The following is a 19,507-nucleotide window of genomic DNA, read 5'->3' on the forward strand; positions in this document are numbered from 1 at the left end:
GGCGATAAAACTCAGTCGCGCTCGACATAGACGTTGATGAAGTGTCGGTATATCTCGACGTGGATCAGGGGCGTTCCATTCAGGATCGCTCGCTTCGCAGAGGCGGCAAAAGTCCCGCTGTTCAGCATCCTTTCAAGGCGAGCCCTATTGGCTTTGTCGTTGAAGAAAGAATCCGACTCGTCTTCAGGGTCGTTGGAGCCGTAGACATAGAAATTCGCCCGGTCCTGCCGGATGATTGCGGCGGCACTGGCGAGGCGCGCGCCGTTGGAATTGAAATGATCGGCAGCGCTTAGCCGCGCCGTGTAACTGTCGAGCATTTGCTGGGCAGATGCCGTGGCAGACGCGCCCAACAGGACGGCTGCGGTCAAATACAAGATCTTCATAAATCCCCCCACAAAGATGGAGTGTAACCTTGCGCCGCTTCGCCGTCACTCCATATCCGTTGCGGCCGCCCGCGACGAACCGCGTAATCGGCGGTCCATAGTCGCCAATGCCGGGAAGAACCTCGCGGCTCGAGCCGATCGCGCGGCGTGCTTGCTGGTCAGCGAGCGGGCGTTCGCCATGCCATGGTTCTCGCCGGAAGGCAGCGAACCGTTCACGAACGGTCGGTTGGCCTTGATTTTCGCGGCATACTATGATGATTTCCCGCGCCATGAGGACATTTTGCCTTGCAACCCTCGCTTTGCTGACCTTGGGCCTGCCTGCCCACGCGATGGACACGCGGCTGCGCGCCGGCTTGCTGAAGCTCGATCCACAGACGCGGCTTGAGCAGCGCTGCGACGCGGAAGTGCTCGACCGAATCACCCACGACAAGACTGGCTATGCGGCGGATCGGGTCGTGGCCTATGCCTTCGCCACGCCGGAGATGGGCGATAATTCGATCAAGAGTCCGGGCGCGGCGTTTCGCAGTAAAGGTCAGTGGTACAGGCTGAAATTCAAATGCCAGACGGCTCCCGACCATATGAAAATCGTACAATTTCGCTATCGCATCGGGGATCAGATTCCGCTTAGCGACTGGTCGAAATATAATTTGTATCCATAGATCCTGATCCAAGGCCTACGTCGCCGCTCTCCCTGAAAATTGCTGGCAATCCTTGGCCGACTTGTGCAAATAACCCATGGCGTCTTGCTCGGCTGATGGTCCGTCCAACGCTTGAACGTGTGGTCGTGCAGGCATTACCGCGGCACTTCACGGATCAATGAACTGACGGAAGGCAATCGGGCGATGGAGATTTTCACAGCGGCGGGTTTTACGGCATTGCTGCAAGTCATTGCCATCGATCTCGTGCTGGCTGGAGACAATGCCATCGTTATCGGCCTCGCCGCTGCGGGCTTGCCGGCCGAACAGCGAAAGAAAGCCATCCTTATCGGCGTGCTGGCGGCGACTGTGCTGCGGATCGGGTTCGCTGCCGTCACCGTCAAGCTGTTGGCTGTCGTCGGGTTGCTGCTTGCCGGCGGCATCCTGCTTTTGTGGGTTTGCTGGAAGATGTGGCGCGAATTGCGCACCTCGCACGCCGACGAGCAGGAAGCCACGGAGGCTCTGTCCAATTCCGGCACGGGCAACGGTCGGTCGGCCGCGGGCAAGCCGCGCAAGACGTTGATGCAGGCGGCAATGCAGATCGTCATTGCCGATGTCTCCATGTCTCTGGACAATGTGCTGGCGGTTGCCGGTGCTGCCCGCGACCACCTCTCGGTGCTGGTTATTGGCCTGGTCCTGTCGATCGGTCTGATGGGACTTGCGGCGAGTTTCATTGCCAAGCTTCTGCATCGCCATCGCTGGATCGCCTATATCGGCCTGCTGATCATCCTCTATGTGGCGCTCGACATGGTGTATCGGGGCGTCGTGGAAGTATGGCCGCACGTTAACGGCGTGGTCGGCTGACCCGCTGACCTGTGCGGGCGTCGCTCAGGCGAGCGCCGCGTCGACGATACGGAATTGCACCGTCTTGTTGCCGTTCCAGTAGTTGCCGGACAGCGAGCCGGCAACGTGGACAGTCTTGCCGCGATTGTTGAGCAGGAAATCGCCAAGCGCCGTATCCACCGCGCGAAAGGCCATGGCCTGCACCCGCCCGCCGCTGGCTGATTGCAGTTCGACACGAATGTGATTGGTGCCGACCAGCCGCGCATCGGCCACCCTATGACGAGGCAGGACAAATACCGGCGAAACATGCCCGGCACCGAACGGTCCCGCCCTTTCGAGCGCATCCAGCAGAGCAAGCGTTGCGCCTTCCGCGGCAAGGGCGGCATCAATGTGCAGCGCCTCCTCATCCTGTAGACGGAACACGTCGGCCGCCGCCTGCTCTTCGAAAAAGGCCCTGAGCGCACCGAGTTTCTCTCGTTCGACCGTAATGCCGGCAGCCATGGCGTGGCCCCCACCCTTGACGATCAGCCCGGCATCCGCCGCTGCCCGCACCAGACGGCCGAGGTCGAAGCCGGCGACCGAACGGCCCGAGCCCGTTCCCGTGCCGCTCCCGTTGAACGCGATAGCAAAGGCCGGGCGGCGGGCATGGTCTTTCAGGCGCGACGCGAGCAGGCCGACAATGCCTGGATGCCAGGCGTCGCTGGCGGTGACGACAACCGCCGGTCCATTGCCGCCGGCAAGCTCGGCATCGGCCTCGGCGCGGGCTTGCGCCAGCATCTCCTGTTCCATTGCCTGCCGCTCCTGGTTGAGACGGTCGAGTGTTTCGGCAATGGTTTGCGCCTCCACCGGATCGTCGGTGGCAAGCAGCCGGCTGCCGAGTGCTGCGTCACCAATACGTCCCCCGGCATTGATGCGAGGCCCGATCAGGAAGGCCAGGTGAAACGGGCCTATCGGCTCGCCGATGCGCGCGACCCGCGCCAGGGCCACCAATCCGGCGTTCTTTTGCTGGCGTATGACCTGCTGTCCCTTGACGACAAAGGCACGATTGACACCGGTGAGAGGCACCACGTCGCAGACGGTTGCCAACGACACCAGATCGAGCAGGCCCAGAATATCCGGCTGCGCCGCGTCGGGAAGACTGGTGCGCAGGACCTTAGCCGTCTGCACCAAAGCGAGAAAAACGACGCCGGCCGCGCACAGATGCCCCTGCCCTGAAAGATCGTCCTCGCGGTTGGGATTGACCACGGCGCGCGCCGCCGGCAACGGTCCGCCGACCTGATGGTGGTCGAGCACGACGACATCAGCCCCGGCAGCGTTGGCGGCGTCGATGGAAGGGCCGCTGTTGGTGCCGCAATCGACGGTCACGATCAGGGTGGCGCCGCGCGAGACAAGATCGCGCATCGCTTCCGGGTTCGGGCCGTAGCCTTCGAAAATGCGGTCGGGGATGTAGATTTCCGACGGCACGTCGAAATGCGCGAGAAACCGCTTCAGCAGCGCCGACGAAGCAGCGCCATCGACGTCATAGTCGCCGAAGATCGCCACTTTTTCCCGCCGCACGATGGCTTGGGCGATCCGAGCCGCTGCCTTTTCCATGTCGGTCAGGGAGGCAGGGTCGGGCAGCAGTTCGCGGATCGTCGGATCAAGGAAGCGTGCCGCATCGGCAGCGCTGACGCCGCGTCCGGCCAGCACACGCGCGACGATATCGGGCACGCCCTGCCCCTGCGCTATCGCCAGCGCCACCATGTCCTGCCTTTCGGTCAGTCGGTGCTGCCAGGAAACACCGGTTGCCGAGCGCCGGACATCGAGAAAGAAACGCTTTTCGCCGGTCATGCGTGAGGTCGTCTGTGAATCGCCATGCTGCACAATAGGCGACACGCCAACGGGACGGTATCCGTATTCGACGCCTTTGCGCATCCGGAAAGAACAACGGCGCCACAAGGGCGCCGTTGGCAGGAAAAGCGAACCGGGCTCAATACCAGCGGCGGCTGCTGGAACCCGAAGATTGCGCGACAAGCATGCCGAGAACAAACCCGATAGCGCCGCCAAGCGCCAAAGCCGTCGAGACCGTGCCGGGGTTTTCCTGAACCGTCTCGGAAACCGTCTGGGCCTTGGCCCGCAACTGGCTGGCGGCGCGCGACGCGCCATCGGATGCGCTGTCGTACCAGCCCGAGGCCTGTTCCGCGACGTCTTCGGCACGCGCTGCCAGCGTCTTGTTGATCTTGTTCATCTCGCGGCGAAGATCGGCAATCTGCTTCTTCATCGCGTCCTGGATGTCTTCTGCCTTGGGAGTATCAGCCATGGGTAATTCCTTATGTATGAGATTGTGGCAGACATAATGCTGCTATGCCCGCGATCCGCTGTCCGAAGGCCTAGAAAACAGAGAGGTATTTCAGCAGCGAAATGATGCCGATGATGATGATGACCACCTGCACGATCTGGCGCGTGCGCCCGTCGAGAGGCAGTCTCTGGACGAGATAGAGTACGAGAACGATTACAAGAAACGTAATGAGAATACTGATCAGAAGACTTGCAGCCATGTGTCCCTCCTTGATGGTGTTTCAATCAAGGCGGGTAACGGCTGGGTCCGTCAAAAAGTTCCGAACGTGTTTCGCCGAAGCCTCAGCGGCCGGCGGTTCGTTGCAACGAGCCTAGCCGGCCCGCTCGATGCGGATGACCTGCGGCTTCGAGGTCAAGTGACCGTCCCTGGTGACACCGTCAACGGCCTTCCGCACCGCAGACTCCGTCGTTTCGTGGGTGACGAGGATGACGGTCTTTTGCTGCGGCGTCTGCAAACCCGTGGCGTGCTGGACGATGGATTCCAGCGAAATGTCGCTGTCGGCCATGCGCTTGGCGATTGCCGCGAAGACGCCGATGCGATCGTGCACCGTCAGCCGGATGAAATATCCGCCCGCGTGGGCCCGCATCTGCGCCTTTTTATACGGCGTCAATTCCTTTGCCGGACGGCCGAACACTGGCCCGTGCTGGAAGCCCGGGCGGCTTTTGGCAATATCGGCGATGTCGCCGATGACGGCCGATGCGGTGGCGTTTCCGCCGGCTCCCGGCCCCGATAGCAGCAGTTCGCCAAGAATGTCGGTCTCGATGGCGACCGCGTTGGTGACGCCGTTGACCTGCGCGATCACGGATGCGGTCGGCACCATGGTTGGATGGACACGCTGCTCGATACCGCTTTCCGTGCGCTGGGCGACGCCGAGCAGCTTTATCCGATAGCCCAGTTCGCCTGCCGCGCGGATATCGGCCTGGGTGATATTGGATATGCCCTCGAGATAGATGCTGTCGGCGGCAATCTTGGTGCCGAAGGCAAGACTGGTCAGGATGGCCAGCTTGTGCGCCGTGTCGTTCCCCTCGATGTCGAAGGTCGGATCGGATTCGGCATAGCCGAGCCGCTGCGCGTCTTTCAGGCAGTCCTCGAAGGACAGGCCTTCGGCCTCCATGCGCGTCAGGATATAGTTGCATGTGCCATTGAGGATGCCGAACACACGCGAGACGCTGTTGCCTGCCATTGCCTCGCGCATGGTCTTGATGACGGGAATTCCACCGGCGACGGCAGCTTCGTAGTTGAGCAGCACGCCTTTCTTTTCCGCAATTTCGGCTAGCGCCACACCATGCTTGGCAAGCAGCGCCTTGTTGGCGGTAACGACATGCCGGCCAGCTTCCAGCGCTGCCTTGACGCACGCACGCGCTGGTCCCTCTTCCCCGCCGATCAGTTCGACAAACACGTCGATATCGGCCTTTTCCGCCAATTCGACCGGATCGTCGAACCACTTGACGGCGCTGAGGTCCACGCCCCGGTCGCGCTTGGCGTCGCGGGCCGATACCGCCGAAATGACAATATCGCGGCCGCATTGACGCGTCAGTTCCGCCGCCTTGTCGCGCAGCACGCGCGCTACGGAGGCGCCAACAGTGCCCAGACCGGCAATTCCCACACGCAATGCTTCAGCCATGGTCTGCGGCGCCCCTCGAAATCAATTGATGCTATGCTTTACGATGCGACATTCAGCGATGGGCCGAAAGCGAAACGACGTTGTCCGGCTCGCCTGCCCTGGTCGACAGGAAACGCTTGATGCTTCGTGCGGCCTGCCGGATGCGGTGCTCGTTTTCGACCAGCGCCAGACGCACGAAGTCGTCGCCGTGCTCGCCGAAGCCGATGCCGGGTGCAACCGCGACATCGGCGTGCTCGATCAGCAGTTTCGAGAATTCCAGCGAGCCGAGATGACGGAACGCCTCGGGTATCGGCGCCCAGGCAAACATCGAAGCGACAGGCGCCGGAATGGTCCAGCCGGCGCGGCCGAACGCATCGACCATGACGTCACGGCGCTTGTGATAGACGGTGCGTACTTCCTCGATGTCGGCACCGTCACCATTGAGTGCCGCCGATGCGGCAACCTGAATCGGCGTAAACGCACCATAGTCCAGATAGGATTTGACGCGAGTAAGCGCGGAAATGAGGCGCTCGTTGCCGACCGCAAAACCCATCCGCCAACCCGGCATGGAAAAGGTCTTCGACATGGAGGTGAATTCGACCGCCACATCGACAGCGCCCGGCACCTGCAGCACGGAAGGCGGCGGATTGCCGTCGAAATAGATCTCCGAATAGGCGAGATCGGACAGGATGATGAGGTCGTTCTTCCTCGCGAACGCCACCACGTCCTTGTAGAAATCAAGCGAGGCAACCTGCGCCGTCGGGTTCGAAGGGTAGTTGAGGATGAGCGCCAAGGGTTTTGGGATGGAATGGCGCATGCCGCGCTCGAGCGCCGGGATGAAATTGTTGTCCGGCTCGACCTGCATCGACCGGATGACGCCGCCCGACATGATGAAACCGAAGGCATGGATCGGATAGGTCGGGTTCGGGCACAAGATCACGTCGCCCGGCGCGGTGATCGCCTGCGCCATGTTGGCGAATCCCTCTTTGGAGCCCAGTGTCGCGACGATTTGCGTGTCGGGGTCGAGTTTTACGCCGAAGCGCCGGGCATAATAGCCAGCCTGTGCACGACGCAGGCCCGGAATGCCCCGCGACGACGAATAGCGGTGCGTACGCGGATCGCGCACGACCTCGCATAATTTGTCGACAATGGCCTTTGGAGTCGGCAGGTCCGGATTGCCCATGCCGAGATCGATGATATCGGCGCCTTTGGCGCGGGCGCTCGCCTTCAGCCGGTTGACCTGCTCGAAGACGTAGGGCGGCAGGCGGCGAACCTTATGAAATTCTTCCATGGCAAATCCCGGCGAACGCAAGCGGCTTTTCGGTGCGCGCTATAAGCTTATTTGCATGTCGGGTCGAGTGCGGGGTCGCACTTCCCTTCGATTTGCTTCAGCGTATCGGTCCCATGGGTTGCGGCCAGATGGTCGAGTGTCGCAGCATCTGACGCTTCGGTGGTCGTTCCGGGAAGGGCCGCCGCATTCGCCCGATCTGCCTGCAACTGGCTGAGCTTGGCCGTCTTTTCGGCATCGGTGAATTGCTGTGCCGCGACCTCCGGCTTGATGTTCAAATTGGGATAGGTGCCCGTGTCGCGTGCGCCCTGAGAAATTGGAGCGGCACTTTCGACGGGCGAACTGGTGCCGCAGCCGCCCAGCGCCAGCAGCGCTGCCATCATGGCAACGATGCAAACGCCCGAAGCGCCGGAAAAACCGGATTGCGCGATAGTATTTGTCATATTCGTTCCTTGGCGATCGAGCTAAAGCGCATTGGACCGGGGCATTCGTCTCGTGATAATATGTCAGCAAAATGCCTCGGGAGGAACTGCTCAAGCCTATGGCCAAAGCAAACGAGCCGCACAAGACGACCGAAACCGAGACATCGCCCGTCGAGCAGTATCTGGTCAAGGACCCGGAGCGCTTTGCGCTGAACATGGCGCGTATGATCGAGCAGGCCGGAAAGGCCGCCGCCGCTTGGGCCGAACCGCGTGAAAAAGGAGAGGTGCGCGACCAGGGGGCCGAGCCTGCGGTCGATATGATCAAGACCTTTTCCAAGCTTAGCGAATACTGGCTGTCCGACCCGCAACGCGCCCTGGAAGCACAAACGCGTCTTTTTGCCGGCTACATGAACGTCTGGGCGAATGCAGTCCAGCGCGCCAGTTCCGGCGAAGAGGATCAAGGCGCGGAGATACAGCCCGATCGGGGAGACAAGCGATTCCAGGACCCCGAATGGGGCCGCAACGCGTTCTTCGATTTTCTCAAGCAGGCTTATCTCGTCACCTCGCGTTGGGCGGCAGATCTCGTCGAGCATGCCGACGGCCTCGACGAACATGCGCGCCACAAGGCTGGCTTCTACGTCAAGCAACTTACCAACGCCATCTCGCCGTCGAATTTCATCCTCACCAATCCCGAACTGTTTCGCGAGACCGTGGCGTCGAACGGCGCAAACCTGGTCCGCGGTATGAAGATGCTGGCCGAGGACATAGCCGCAGGCAAAGGCGACTTAAAACTGCGGCAGGCGGACGATTCGACCTTCGAAATCGGCCGGAACCTGGCGATGACACCCGGCAAGGTGGTAGGCCGCAGCGACGTGGCCGAGATCATCCAGTATACGCCCTCCACCGAAACCGTGCTCAAGCGTCCGCTACTGATCTGCCCGCCCTGGATCAACAAATTCTATATTCTCGATCTCAACCCGCAAAAATCCTTCATCCGCTGGGCGATCGAGCAGGGCCACACCGTATTCGTCGTCTCCTGGATCAACCCGGACGAGCGCCACGGCGCCAAGGACTGGGAGGCCTACATTCGCGAGGGGCTTCAGTACGGCCTCGATATTGTGGAGAAAGCGACGGGTGAGCGGGAGGTCAATGCCATCGGCTATTGCGTCGGCGGCACGCTGCTGGCGGCGGCGCTGGCGCTTCTGGCGGAGGAAGGCGATCACCGTATCCGTTCCGCCACCCTGTTTACCACGCAAGTCGACTTCACCTATGCGGGCGACCTCAAGGTGTTCGTCGACGAGGACCAGGTGGCCGCGGTCGAACGTTCGATGAACGAGAAGGGCTATCTCGACGGCACCAAGATGGCCACGGCGTTCAACATGCTGCGCTCCGGCGACCTGATCTGGCCCTATGTCGTCAACAACTACATGCGCGGCAAGGAGCCCCTGCCCTTCGACCTGCTTTACTGGAATGCGGATTCGACGCGTATGGCGGCGGCCAATCACTCCTTCTACCTGCGCAATTGCTATCTCGAAAACAACCTGTCGCAGGATCGGATGGAGTTGGCGGGGCACATGGTTTCACTCTCGAACGTCACCATTCCGATCTACAATCTGGCTGCCAAAGAAGATCATATCGCGCCGGCGCGTTCGGTCTTTCTCGGGTGCCAGTATTTTGGTGGAGACGTCGAATATGTGATGGCTGGCTCAGGCCACATTGCCGGGGTCATCAACCCGCCTGCGGCCAACAAGTACCAGCATTTCGTCGGCGGCAAGCCGGTTGGCGATTTCGATGAATGGGTCGCAAAAGTCACGGAAATCCCCGGTTCGTGGTGGCCGCACTGGCAAAAATGGATCGAAGAGAAAGAAAATACGCGTGTTCCGGCGCGCGCGCCCGGCCAGAATGTCCCGACGCTGGGCGACGCACCCGGCACCTATGTCCGGGTGCGCGTGTAACACACTGTAATGTGCGGTGAGTTGACGGCTGGCCAAAAGCTGTCGAAATGGGCACGTCAACTGGCAAATACCCCAATCGGGTCGTCCGGCATCAATAATTTTCCGGGGTTGCTAATTTGGCACAGAAGCTCTCTCAAGCTTCGCCGTTCAATTGCGTGGGAACTTCGCTTCAATAGTTGAGCACGCGCCGCAAAGCGGCACCGAGTGGGGAATTATGGTTTGAAATCATGTGGATCGCACATTGCGAGGAAAGGCGCTTATGCCCTCGCGGCCGCGCTGTTTTCCGCTTTCCTGGCGTCCTGCACTTCTGCCGGAGATCCCTCCGCTTCGTTTACCATGCCCGGATACGCGGAAGGCGTTGCCGGTTCTGTCGATCCGTCGGGCGTAACGGCCGATTCGGCTGCAACGCAGACCCTTAGCCCGCAGACGCTCATGACTGCCGAGGGCGATGCCGAATTACCCGCCCAGGTCGCTTATCTGCCGACCACGAACCCCAGCGCCGGGTTCCCGGTAGTCGCACCGGCGAGCGCGGTGGAGATCGCGGGGAGCACGCCGCAGGCGTTGGAAGCCGACGCCAAGGCCCCCGCCGCAACGACGAGCGCAGACATTGCCGCCTCGCAACCCGTGCCGCAAGAGTCAAAGCCTGCTGCGGCGACGGACGATCCGGTCTATGCAACAGCAAGCGAGATGCCCAAGCCGGAAACTTCAGCGCCGAAGAAGAAAGGGTTTTTCGCATCGCTGTTTGGTACTTCGCAAGCGCATGCCAAGCCGGCACCGATCGTCGAAACGAGCCCTGCTCGAGAAGCCGTCAAGCCGGTCATCACGCTGGCCTCGGCCGATGCCGGCGACGAGCCAATCGTGAACACCAATGAAATCGTTCACGCTTCCATGAACGGCGCCCTGCCCGGCGTGCGTCAAACCGCGCTGTTCGAGATAAAGCGCAAATCGGGCATCGACGATGAAAGCGACGTTGACCTCAATGAAGACGAGGGCACCGGCCTGTACCATCTGGCGTCTGCAGCCGGCTTGGCGCGCCTGGCGCCGAATGGCCTTCTGAAGCAGACGGAGGGCGTCGACGTCGCGTGTCTCAAGCCATCGCTGGTGCGCGTCCTGAAAACGATCGAACGCCACTACGGCAAGAAGATGATCGTTACTTCGGGCTATCGCGATCCGAGCAGGAATCGCCGAGCCAATGGCGCCAGAAACTCCCTGCACATGTATTGCGCGGCAGCGGATATCCAGATTCCGGGCGTCAGCAAGTGGGAACTAGCCAATTATGCGCGTGCCATGCCCGGTCGCGGCGGCGTCGGAACCTATTGCCACACCAAATCGGTGCATGTGGATGTCGGCCCGGAGCGCGACTGGAACTGGCGCTGCCGTCGCCGCAACTAGGCGGGGTAATGCTGTTTCGTCGGATTCGGCCTACACGGCCGAAGGCAATTGGCCGAAATCGTTCCGTCATTTCGCCGGGCATCTCGGCGATGAAGAAAAAAATCCATTCAAGCTTGCCTGATGGCTTGCCCGTTTGCATTCACGTCACTATAAGCCGATCTCAACTGAGCGCGCCCATCGTCTAGCGGTCAGGACACCGCCCTTTCACGGCGGTAACAGGGGTTCGATTCCCCTTGGGCGTACCAGTTCTTTCCAAGCACATCGAGACCTGATCAATCAGCGCGGCTGAGGCGTGTCGCCCGCAAGCGGTAACCGGTTTCGCTGCAATGGCGAGCATCACACAGCGGTTTAGATCACACCGTGTGAAGAGCCGTTCAAATCGTGCAGCGCACTTCTATGTGGAAGGCGGCTTGTATCGGTCTCATGTCGCATTATCCCCGTGCGGTCGCCCCTGACCTCAAGTCACCACCTTGAGAGCGATTATCTCCGCCCAACAAAAAGGGCGCCGTTGAGCGCCCTTTTCATCTTTGTGCTCAGGCGTGCCGCTTATTGCGGAAGCTTGTCGTCGACGCCCTTGACGTAGAAATTCATGCCGAGCAGCGTGGCATCGTCGGCAACTTCGCCGTCCTTCAGCCACGGCGTGCCGTCCTGCTTGGCAATCGGGCCGGTGAAGGGGTTCCAGCCGTCGGCGATCTTCTTTTCGGTCGCCACCGCCATTGCCTTCGTCTCGTCGGACATGTTGGTGAACGGGGAAAGATGGACGGCGTCGTCCTTGATGCCCAGCCAGACATTATCCGACTTCCAGGTGCCATCCAGAACAGCCTTGACGCGCGAGACGTAGTACGGCCCCCAATTGTCCGTGTTGGCGGTAAGCTGTGCTTTCGGCGCGAACTTGATCATGTCGGACGACTGGCCGAAGCCATGCAGGCCGCGTTCTTCCGCGACCTGAAGGGCTGCGGTCGAATCGGTGTGCTGGGTGATGATGTCGGCACCCTGGTCGAACAGCGCCTTGGCGGCATCGGCTTCCTTGCCCGGATCGAACCAGGAGTTCACCCACACGATCTTCGCCTTGAATTCTGGATTGATGGAGTGCGCACCGAGCATGAAAGCATTGATGCCCATCACCACTTCGGGGATCGGGAAGGACACGATGTAACCGGCAACACCGGTTTTCGATTCCTTGGCCGCGATCTGGCCCATCACGTAGCGGCCTTCATAGAAACGGGCGTTGTAGATACCGAGATTGTCGGCGGTCTTGTAGCCGGTGGCGTGCTCGAACTTGATGTCGGGGAACTTCTTGGCAACCTTCACTTCCGGGTCCATGAAGCCGAAGGAGGTGCCGAAGATGATCTTGCAACCCTCGCGAGCCAGACGCTCGAAGGCGCGTTCGGCGTCCGGACCTTCCGCGACGTTTTCCAGATAGGCCGTCTCGACCTTGTCACCCAGTTCCTTCTCCACCTCGAGACGCCCCTGATCGTGCTGGTAGGAATAGCCGAAGTCGCCGATCGGGCCGACATAGACCCAGCAGGCTTTCAGCTTTTCCTGGGCTTGTGCGCTCACCGCCATTGAAACGGCAGCGGTGGTCGTCATCAACGCAACGAGTAGTTTTTTCATTAGGTTACCTCTCCGTATTAATCTCTACGCCTGTGGTTCGTCTATCGTCGTCAGCGGTCCGGGACGAATGGCTGCCCTAGCGAAGCAGGCGTGTTCATCATCGTCAGGCGCTTGTTACGCGAGATTAGAACGAGAACCACCACGGTTGCCAGATAGGGCAGCGAAGAAAGAAGCTGCGGGGGGAAGGATTTTATGATTTCCATCAACTTGTAGGCGATCCAGGGCGCGCCGACAAAGTCGGCAAGGTCGATTGCCTGGATATGCAATTGGCCGATCCAGATGGCGCCGAAAATATAGGCGCCGGCCAGAACCCGCCAAGGCCGCCAGGAGGCGAAAACCACCAGCGCCAAAGCGATCCAGCCGCGTCCCGAACTCATGTTTTCCACCCATTGCGGCGTGTACACCAGCGACAGATGGCCACCAGCCAATCCGGCGCATGCGCCACCAAAGATGACGGCCAGATAGCGGTAGCGGATAACCTTGATACCAAGCGCATGGGCGGAGCCGTGGCTGTCGCCGATGGAACGCAAGGTCAGGCCGCTGCGCGTGCGAAACAGGAACCACATGACGGCTGCGGTCAGCGCGATCGAGATGTAGAAGATCGGGTCCTGGCCGAACAGCAGCCGGCCGATGACGGGGATCGAGGTCAGGCCAGGAATGTCGAGATTGGGCAGCCTTTCTCCGGGCAGGCCGACAAAGCCCGTTCCCATCATGCCGGAGAGGCCGAGGCCAAGAATGGTCAGCGACAGGCCGGTTGCCACCTGATTGGTTGCAAGCGTCAGTGTCATCACGGCAAAAAGCAGCGAGAATGCTGCACCCAAGGCAATGGCGGCCAGCATGCCGATCCAGGGCGATCCGGTGTAGTAGGCCGCACCGAAGCCGCCGACGGCCCCCATGATCATCATACCCTCGACGCCGAGATTGAGGACGCCGGAGCGCTCGACCACCAGTTCGCCGATTGCCGCGATCAACAGCGGCGTGGCTGCGGTGACAATGGTCATCAAGATGTTGACGGTGATGTCCATCAGCGTGCCTCCTCAACGGTTGGTGAAGCCGTCAGGCCAACCAGCCGAATGCGATAATGGATGAGTGTGTCGCAGCCCAGAACAAAGAACAAAAGCATGCCCTGGAATACGCGCGCCACCTTGTCGGAAACGCCCAAGGCGGTCTGTGCGGCTTCACCGCCGAGATAGGTCAGCCCCAGCACCAGACCAGCCGCCACGATGCCGAGCGGATTAAGGCGGCCAAGGAACGCCACGATGATTGCGGCAAAGCCATATCCGGGTGAAATCGAAGGCTGCAACTGACCGATCGCGCCGGAAACTTCGGAAATTCCGGCCAGACCTGCCAATGCGCCTGAGAGCATGAAGGCGAAAAACACCATCTTGTTGAAGCCGAAGCCGGCGAAGCGCCCTGCCCTGGGGCTCGACCCAAGCACGCGAATTTCAAAGCCCTTGAGCGTCTTGCTCATCAGGATCCACACCAGCACGGCTGCCACCAGAGCGAAGACGAAGCCCCAATTGGCGCGGCCGGCGGCCGGGAAAATCTCCGGCAAGGTCGCGGAATCGCTGAACAGCACGGTCTGGGGGAAGTTGAAGCCCTTCGGATCGCGCCACGGCCCACGCACCATCCAGTCAAGCAAAAGCTGTGCGACATAGACCAGCATGAGGCTGGTCAGGATTTCGTTGGTGTTGAAGCGAGCTTTCAGGAAGGCCGGGATCGCGGCATAGGCGGCACCGCCTACCATACCGAGCAGCAACATCAGCGGCAGGACCAGCGGGCCTTGGAAATCGGGGTACATCACCGGGATGATCGATCCGACAATGCCGCCAAGGATGAACTGGCCTTCGGCGCCGATGTTCCAGATATTGGCCTTGTAGCAGACGGACAGGCCGACCGCGATCAGGATCAGCGGAGCCGCCTTGATGGCCAGTTCATGCAACTGCCAGACTTCCGTTACCGGCGAGATGAAGTAGGTGTACAGCCCCTTGACGGGGTTGACGCCGAGAAATGCGAACAGGATGGCGCCAACTGTCATCGTCAGCAAAAAGGCGATGAATGGCGACAGCATTGAAAACAGCATCGAGCGCTGCGGGCGTTTGACGAGTTCGAGGCGCATCATGCCGTCTCCAGCGCGTGTTCGGAATGGCCAGGTTCGGCACCGCCCATCAGCAACCCGATTTTCTCGAAGGTCGCTTCGGCAACCGGCATCGGCTTCGACAGGGAGCCGTCGTGCATGACGGCGATGGCATCGGAAATCTCGAACAATTCATCGAGGTCCTGGCTGATGACCAGTACGGCCGATCCTTTTCGCGCCAGTTCGATCAGCGCCTGCCTTATATGAGCGGCAGCACCGGCATCAACGCCCCATGTCGGCTGGTTCACCACCATGACAGCGGGGGCGCGGTCGAGTTCGCGCCCGACGATGAATTTTTGCAGATTGCCGCCGGACAGGGCTGCCGCTTCAGGATCCGGCGCGCTCTTGCGCACGTCCATTTCCTTGATGATGCGCTGCGCCGATCCATAGACCGCGTCCGCCTTGATCAATCCGGCAGCGCCGACGAAAGCCTTTGCGTCTGTGGCATGGCGCGACAGGAGAAGGTTATCGGAGAGCTTCATGTTGGGGGCCGTGCCATGCCCCAGCCGTTCCTCCGGCACGAAAGCCGCACCCAGAAGGCGCCGGCCCGTGATGTTCAGGTCGCCGGCGTCCTTGCCCCGAATGCGCACTGAAGCGCGATCCTGCTGCCGCACCTCGCCAGAGATCGTTTCGAAAAATTCGCCTTGGCCGTTGCCGGCGACGCCCGCGATGCCGATCACCTCGCCTGCGCGGACACTCAGGTTGATGTTACGCAAGGGAATGGAAAAAGGCGTTGCCGGCTTGCGGCTGAGATTTTTGATTTCCAACAGGGTTTGCGCCTGTTCAATCCCTTCGGCGGGCGCACGCACGATCGCCTGCACCTCGTTGCCGACCATCATGCGCGCCAGGGACGATGCCGTTTCCTCACGCGGATTACAGTGACCGACCACCTTGCCGTGGCGTAGCACGGTGGCGCGGTCGCATATGCGCTTCACCTCTTCCAGCCGGTGCGAAATGTAGAGGATCGACTTGCCCTCAGCCCGCAGACGCTCGAGCGTTTCGAACAATTTGTCCGCTTCCTGCGGCGTCAGCACCGAGGTCGGTTCATCGAGAATGATGAGTTGCGGCGTCTGCAAAAGGCAACGGATGATCTCGATGCGCTGGCGCTCGCCAACCGAGAGGTCGCCAACCAGCGAGTCTGGGTCGAGCGGCAGGCCATAGCTGTAGGAAAGCGCCCTCGCCTTGGCCGCGATACTGCCGATGGGCGAGCCGTCATCCAGTGATAGCGCGATGTTCTCGGCAGCCGTCAGCGCTTCGAACAGCGAAAAATGCTGGAACACCATGCCGATGCCCAGTTTTTTCGCAGCGCCGGGGTTGGCGATCCGCACCGCTTCGCCGTTCCAGAATATCTCGCCGGAATGAGGTTCGAGCGATCCGAACAGCATTTTGACAAGCGTGGACTTGCCGGCGCCGTTCTCGCCGAGAAGCGCGTGAATCTCACCTTTGGCGATGTCGAGATTGATATGGTCGCAAGCGGTAAGCGTACCGAATATCTTCGTCAGCCCGCGAACCTCAAGCAGGTTGGCGGCGTCATGTTGTGCACTCACAGTGCCTCCCATCTGTTACCAGACATGTTCTGCGTTCCCGGAAGCATCGTAGGCGCGGCTTTGCATTTAGGCAAAGTGGGGCACGGGTTGAAAGAGCTTCAAGATTTTCAGCGAAAACTCAAGCGTCAGGGACAGTGTTCCGCCGCTGTTTTCACGGTGAAGCCGCGTTCAGGTTTTTTTGGCGCCGAGGTTCGGGAAAAACTGCATGACGCCGCCGATGCAGAATAGGTAAAGGCCCGTTGCGGCTATCCCTATCTTCGTGAAAAGGCTGACGTTTTCTGCAAGCACGCCGATCTGGCTGTAAAATTGCGCCAGCGCCGATTCTGCCAGCGCCAGGACACCGAACCCGCACCAGAGCAGGGTGATGGTCAGGTTGACCGGCCGCAGCCGCTTGACCCGGACCGGGTGCAGGAAGTTGATCGGAACGAACGTCAAGAGACCGGCGATCACCACCACGGCGAAGGAAGGCCATTCGCCCGGCCCGATGACAAAGAGCGTAAACACAACCATGTTCCAGACCACGGGGAAGCCCTTGAAGAAGTTCTCCTTGGTCTTCATGCCGGTATCGGCATAGTAGATCGCGCTCGAGACGACGATGATCGCGGCGGACAGGAACGACAGTTTTTCGCCCATCAAGCCGAACTGGTAGAGCGCGAAAGCCGGGATGAGCACGTAGGTCACATAGTCGATGATGTTGTCGAGCAGTTCGCCCGACCAGGTCGGCAGGATCTCCTTCACCTCCAGCTTGCGCGCGATCGGCCCGTCGATGCCGTCGACGAACAGTGCAAGGCCAAGCCACCAGAACATGGCCGTCCAGCGCTCTTCGCTGGCCGCGACCAGCGACAGGAAAGCCAGAAACGAACCCGACGCGGTAAGAAGATGGACCGAAAAGGCCTTCGCCTGTGGCCATGTCACTTTCTTCTTGGGCCGAGGAATCCGGTCGGCGATCTTCTTGCTGCGTGTTGTCTTGCGCACGGTCACCGCCAATTTGCCTGTTCGTCCCATAGCAGGAAGACTAAACAGCAGCCCCCGTTCCCGGACAAGGGGAATAGCTCTCGCAAACCCGGTTAGGCACGGATCATTGCGCCAGATTTAACCGCCCGTCCACGTTGATCAAGCCTCGGCAAACACCCTATATGCAAAGGCATAGGGGTTCGGTGACCAGACCGTACCTGCAACGCAATGCGGATGATCGACCTTGGCCAGCCACAAGACAGCGCAAATTCTGGTTGCAGGGACCGGCCCGGCGGGCCTGATCGCCGCCCTTGGCCTGGCTCGCGCCGACTTTTCCGTCACGCTGATCGGCCCGGAAGCGGCTGTTGCCGATGGCCGCACGACCGCGCTGATGAACCCTGCAATTTCCGTACTCGATTCTATCGGCGTGCTCGATCAATTGGTCGATCGGGCAGCACCGCTGAAAATCATGCGGATTGTCGATGCGACCGGCAGGCTTATCCGCAGCCCCGTTGTCACTTTCCGGGCCAGCGAGATTGGTGAAGAACTGTTCGGGCTGAATTTGCCGAACAGCGCTCTTGTGCCCGCGCTGGCCGCCGCCGTATCCGCCCATCCTGCAATCCAATGGCGAAAGTCCCTCGTTGCCTCATGGCGTCTTGAAGCCGAGCAGGCCGTCGCCGTGCTGCCGGATGGCAGCGAGGTTTCCGCTCAACTGGCAGTCGCGGCGGATGGGCGACTTTCCCCGGCTCGCGAGGCCGCCGGCATCGGCACCTCGATCCGTGCCTATCCGCAGGCAGCGCTTGTGCTCAACTTCGGCCATGGCCGCGAGCACGCTTTCACCTCGACCGAATTCCATACCGAAACCGGCCCTTTCACCCAGGTTCCCTTACCCGGCAACCGCTCCAGCCTTGTCTGGGTCGTAGAGCCCGAGACAGCCAGCGATCTCGCCGCGCTCGACGATGCAACCCTTTCGGTTCGGGTCGAAGAGAAAATGCAGTCCATGCTCGGTCGCGTGACGATAGAGCCTAGACGGCAGATTTACCCGCTTTCGGCGGTCACACCCCGGAGCTTTGCACAAAACCGCGTGGCTCTGGTCGGCGAGGCCGCGCATGTGTTCCCCCCGATCGGCGCACAGGGCCTGAACCTTGGCATAAGAGACATCGACGATCTCATTGGGATTGCTTGTCAAAATCGTACCGACCCAGGTGCAGCCAAGGCACTTGCTTTCTACGACCGGAAGCGTCGCCCCGACATTCTGGCGCGTTCCAGCGCGGTCAACCTGCTCAACCGGTCGCTGCTGTCCGATATGCTGCCTGCCCAGTTGGCCCGCAGCGCCGGCCTCGGCGTTCTAGGTGCCCTGACGCCGCTTCGCGCTTTCTTCATGCGCGAAGGGTTGCGGCCAGGAAGCGGCTTTGCCGCCGTGACCGGCAGGCTACGGAAATAGGTCCGGCGGCAAGATGCCGTGCGTGATGGCGTAAAGCAGGCCTGTTACCGTTACGACCGACAAGCACGTCGTGATAAGCACGCTGGCGGAGGCACGCTGCTCCCAGACCTGATATTGCTGGGCCATCACAAAGACATTCGTCGCCGTCGGCAGCGCTGCCAGAAGCACCGCCGAAAACAGCCAGGTTTGCGAAAAATCGCCGATTGCGCTCAAAACGACGTAGCAAAGCAGCGGATGCACGACGAGTTTCAAAATGGCAATCGGGGCCATTTCGTGCGGCACCCGTTTCAGCGGCCTCAGCGCCAGCGTCACACCCATGGCAAACAGGGCACAGGGTGCTGCGGCGCTCGAAAGGTAAACGAGCAGGCGCTCGATCGCCACAGGCGGCTTGAGGGCGAAGAATGCCGCTGCAACGCCGAATGCGGTGGCTATGATAAAGGGGTGCAGCACTATCTTTTTCAGAACGGAGACCACCAGTTGCAGTGGCGTGCTCTTGTCGTCGCCGGACAGTGCCATCATCATCGGCAAAATGGTGAAGTGCATGATGTTTTCGAAGCAGAAGATCAGCGCAACCGGCACAGCTGCCGCGTCCCCGAATGCCAGAATTGCAAGCCCCGGCCCCATATAGCCGATATTACCATAGGCCGCGGCCAACCCCTTGATGGTCGATTCCGCTATTTCGCCTCGCGAAACCAGCAGCGAGCCGGCAAACATCATCATAAATATCGCAAAGGTGGAAAGGACCGAACCGGCGATGAAGCGCCATTCCGTCAATTGTTCGAACGGCGTCTTGGCGAGCAACTGGAAGAACAAGGCAGGCAGCGCCAGATAGATGACGAAGGTATTCATCCAGCCGAGCGCTTCCAGCGGCTGGCGCGTAATGCGTGCCACGATGAAGCCGAGGAAGATCAGGCCGAAGAACGGAAGAACGAGGCCGATGACTTCCGACATG

General features: G+C 60.7%; 18 protein-coding genes and 1 tRNA gene. 6 read left to right on the forward strand and 13 right to left on the reverse strand.

What is annotated here, in order from left to right:
- Positions 1 to 11 precede the first annotated feature (11 nt).
- Positions 12 to 383 (reverse strand): hypothetical protein, encoded by a 372-nt coding sequence (locus tag ACX3P0_RS03450; protein ID WP_459086569.1) that lies wholly within the window; start codon positions 381 to 383, stop codon positions 12 to 14.
- 251 nt (positions 384 to 634) lie between these two features.
- Here ACX3P0_RS03450 and ACX3P0_RS03455 point away from each other — a divergent pair, with 251 nt between their 5' ends.
- Both ACX3P0_RS03455 and ACX3P0_RS03460 read left to right on the forward strand, forming a co-directional pair.
- Positions 635 to 1,042 carry a DUF930 domain-containing protein gene (locus ACX3P0_RS03455; protein WP_459086571.1) on the forward strand — a complete coding sequence of 136 codons (408 nt, stop codon included), beginning with the start codon at positions 635 to 637 and terminating at the stop codon, positions 1,040 to 1,042.
- A gap of 183 nt (positions 1,043 to 1,225) precedes the next feature.
- Positions 1,226 to 1,882 (forward strand): TerC family protein, encoded by a 657-nt coding sequence (locus tag ACX3P0_RS03460; RefSeq protein ID WP_459078272.1) that lies wholly within the window; start codon positions 1,226 to 1,228, stop codon positions 1,880 to 1,882.
- Positions 1,883 to 1,906: 24 nt separating this feature from the next.
- Here ACX3P0_RS03460 and recJ read toward each other — a convergent pair whose 3' ends face one another.
- The 6 genes from recJ to ACX3P0_RS03490 form a co-directional block, all read right to left on the reverse strand.
- Positions 1,907 to 3,691 carry a single-stranded-DNA-specific exonuclease RecJ gene (gene recJ, locus ACX3P0_RS03465; protein ID WP_459086572.1) on the reverse strand — a complete coding sequence of 595 codons (1,785 nt, stop codon included), beginning with the start codon at positions 3,689 to 3,691 and terminating at the stop codon, positions 1,907 to 1,909.
- Between the two features lie 139 nt (positions 3,692 to 3,830).
- Positions 3,831 to 4,160 (reverse strand): hypothetical protein, encoded by a 330-nt coding sequence (locus tag ACX3P0_RS03470; RefSeq protein ID WP_459080950.1) that lies wholly within the window; start codon positions 4,158 to 4,160, stop codon positions 3,831 to 3,833.
- Positions 4,161 to 4,230: 70 nt separating this feature from the next.
- A complete protein-coding gene (locus tag ACX3P0_RS03475) occupies positions 4,231 to 4,398 on the reverse strand; it encodes a Thivi_2564 family membrane protein (protein ID WP_459086574.1) in 168 nt (55 codons plus the stop codon).
- Positions 4,399 to 4,509: 111 nt separating this feature from the next.
- Positions 4,510 to 5,823: a homoserine dehydrogenase gene (locus ACX3P0_RS03480; RefSeq protein ID WP_459086576.1), complete on the reverse strand. Its 1,314-nt coding sequence runs from the start codon at positions 5,821 to 5,823 to the stop codon at positions 4,510 to 4,512.
- A gap of 52 nt (positions 5,824 to 5,875) precedes the next feature.
- A complete protein-coding gene (locus tag ACX3P0_RS03485; RefSeq protein WP_459086577.1) occupies positions 5,876 to 7,093 on the reverse strand; it encodes an LL-diaminopimelate aminotransferase in 1,218 nt (405 codons plus the stop codon).
- A 47-nt stretch (positions 7,094 to 7,140) separates the two neighbouring features.
- On the reverse strand, positions 7,141 to 7,533 hold the full coding sequence (locus tag ACX3P0_RS03490) for a hypothetical protein (RefSeq protein ID WP_459080954.1): 393 nt from the start codon (positions 7,531 to 7,533) through the stop codon (positions 7,141 to 7,143).
- Between the two features lie 98 nt (positions 7,534 to 7,631).
- Between ACX3P0_RS03490 and ACX3P0_RS03495 the strand changes: the two genes are divergently transcribed.
- The 3 genes from ACX3P0_RS03495 (at position 7,632) to ACX3P0_RS03505 (ending at position 11,104) form a co-directional block, all read left to right on the forward strand.
- The gene (locus tag ACX3P0_RS03495) at positions 7,632 to 9,467 is read left to right on the forward strand and encodes a PHA/PHB synthase family protein (protein ID WP_459086579.1); all 1,836 of its coding nucleotides are present in this window, start codon (positions 7,632 to 7,634) and stop codon (positions 9,465 to 9,467) included.
- A 336-nt stretch (positions 9,468 to 9,803) separates the two neighbouring features.
- Positions 9,804 to 10,859, forward strand: a complete 1,056-nt coding sequence (locus ACX3P0_RS03500) for a YcbK family protein (RefSeq protein WP_459086581.1) — start codon at positions 9,804 to 9,806, stop codon at positions 10,857 to 10,859.
- A gap of 170 nt (positions 10,860 to 11,029) precedes the next feature.
- Positions 11,030 to 11,104 (forward strand) — tRNA-Glu (locus tag ACX3P0_RS03505).
- A 301-nt stretch (positions 11,105 to 11,405) separates the two neighbouring features.
- On the opposite strand, the gene ACX3P0_RS03510 is transcribed toward ACX3P0_RS03505, so the two are convergent.
- From ACX3P0_RS03510 to pcsA, 5 genes are all read right to left on the reverse strand, one after another.
- Positions 11,406 to 12,473: a BMP family ABC transporter substrate-binding protein gene (locus ACX3P0_RS03510; RefSeq protein WP_459080970.1), complete on the reverse strand. Its 1,068-nt coding sequence runs from the start codon at positions 12,471 to 12,473 to the stop codon at positions 11,406 to 11,408.
- Positions 12,474 to 12,523: 50 nt separating this feature from the next.
- The gene (locus ACX3P0_RS03515) at positions 12,524 to 13,498 is read right to left on the reverse strand and encodes an ABC transporter permease (RefSeq protein ID WP_459080971.1); all 975 of its coding nucleotides are present in this window, start codon (positions 13,496 to 13,498) and stop codon (positions 12,524 to 12,526) included.
- Entirely contained in the window at positions 13,498 to 14,595 is a 1,098-nt protein-coding gene (locus ACX3P0_RS03520) for an ABC transporter permease (RefSeq protein WP_459086582.1), read from the reverse strand. Before ACX3P0_RS03520 ends, ACX3P0_RS03515 begins: the two co-directional genes overlap by 1 nt.
- On the reverse strand, positions 14,592 to 16,169 hold the full coding sequence (locus tag ACX3P0_RS03525) for an ABC transporter ATP-binding protein (RefSeq protein WP_459086584.1): 1,578 nt from the start codon (positions 16,167 to 16,169) through the stop codon (positions 14,592 to 14,594). The genes ACX3P0_RS03520 and ACX3P0_RS03525 overlap by 4 nt, the downstream gene beginning before the upstream one ends.
- A gap of 156 nt (positions 16,170 to 16,325) precedes the next feature.
- On the reverse strand, positions 16,326 to 17,162 hold the full coding sequence (gene pcsA, locus ACX3P0_RS03530) for a phosphatidylcholine synthase (protein ID WP_459086586.1): 837 nt from the start codon (positions 17,160 to 17,162) through the stop codon (positions 16,326 to 16,328).
- A 193-nt stretch (positions 17,163 to 17,355) separates the two neighbouring features.
- Here pcsA and ACX3P0_RS03535 point away from each other — a divergent pair, with 193 nt between their 5' ends.
- Complete coding sequence (locus ACX3P0_RS03535; protein WP_459086588.1) at positions 17,356 to 18,555, forward strand: UbiH/UbiF family hydroxylase; 1,200 nt, start codon at positions 17,356 to 17,358, stop codon at positions 18,553 to 18,555.
- Here the strand turns inward: ACX3P0_RS03535 and ACX3P0_RS03540 are convergent.
- Positions 18,544 to 19,506 carry an AEC family transporter gene (locus ACX3P0_RS03540; RefSeq protein ID WP_459086589.1) on the reverse strand — a complete coding sequence of 321 codons (963 nt, stop codon included), beginning with the start codon at positions 19,504 to 19,506 and terminating at the stop codon, positions 18,544 to 18,546. The genes ACX3P0_RS03535 and ACX3P0_RS03540 overlap by 12 nt on opposite strands.
- Position 19,507: the final 1 nt, after the last annotated feature.

The sequence above is a fragment of the Mesorhizobium sp. A556 genome, assembly GCF_054489545.1.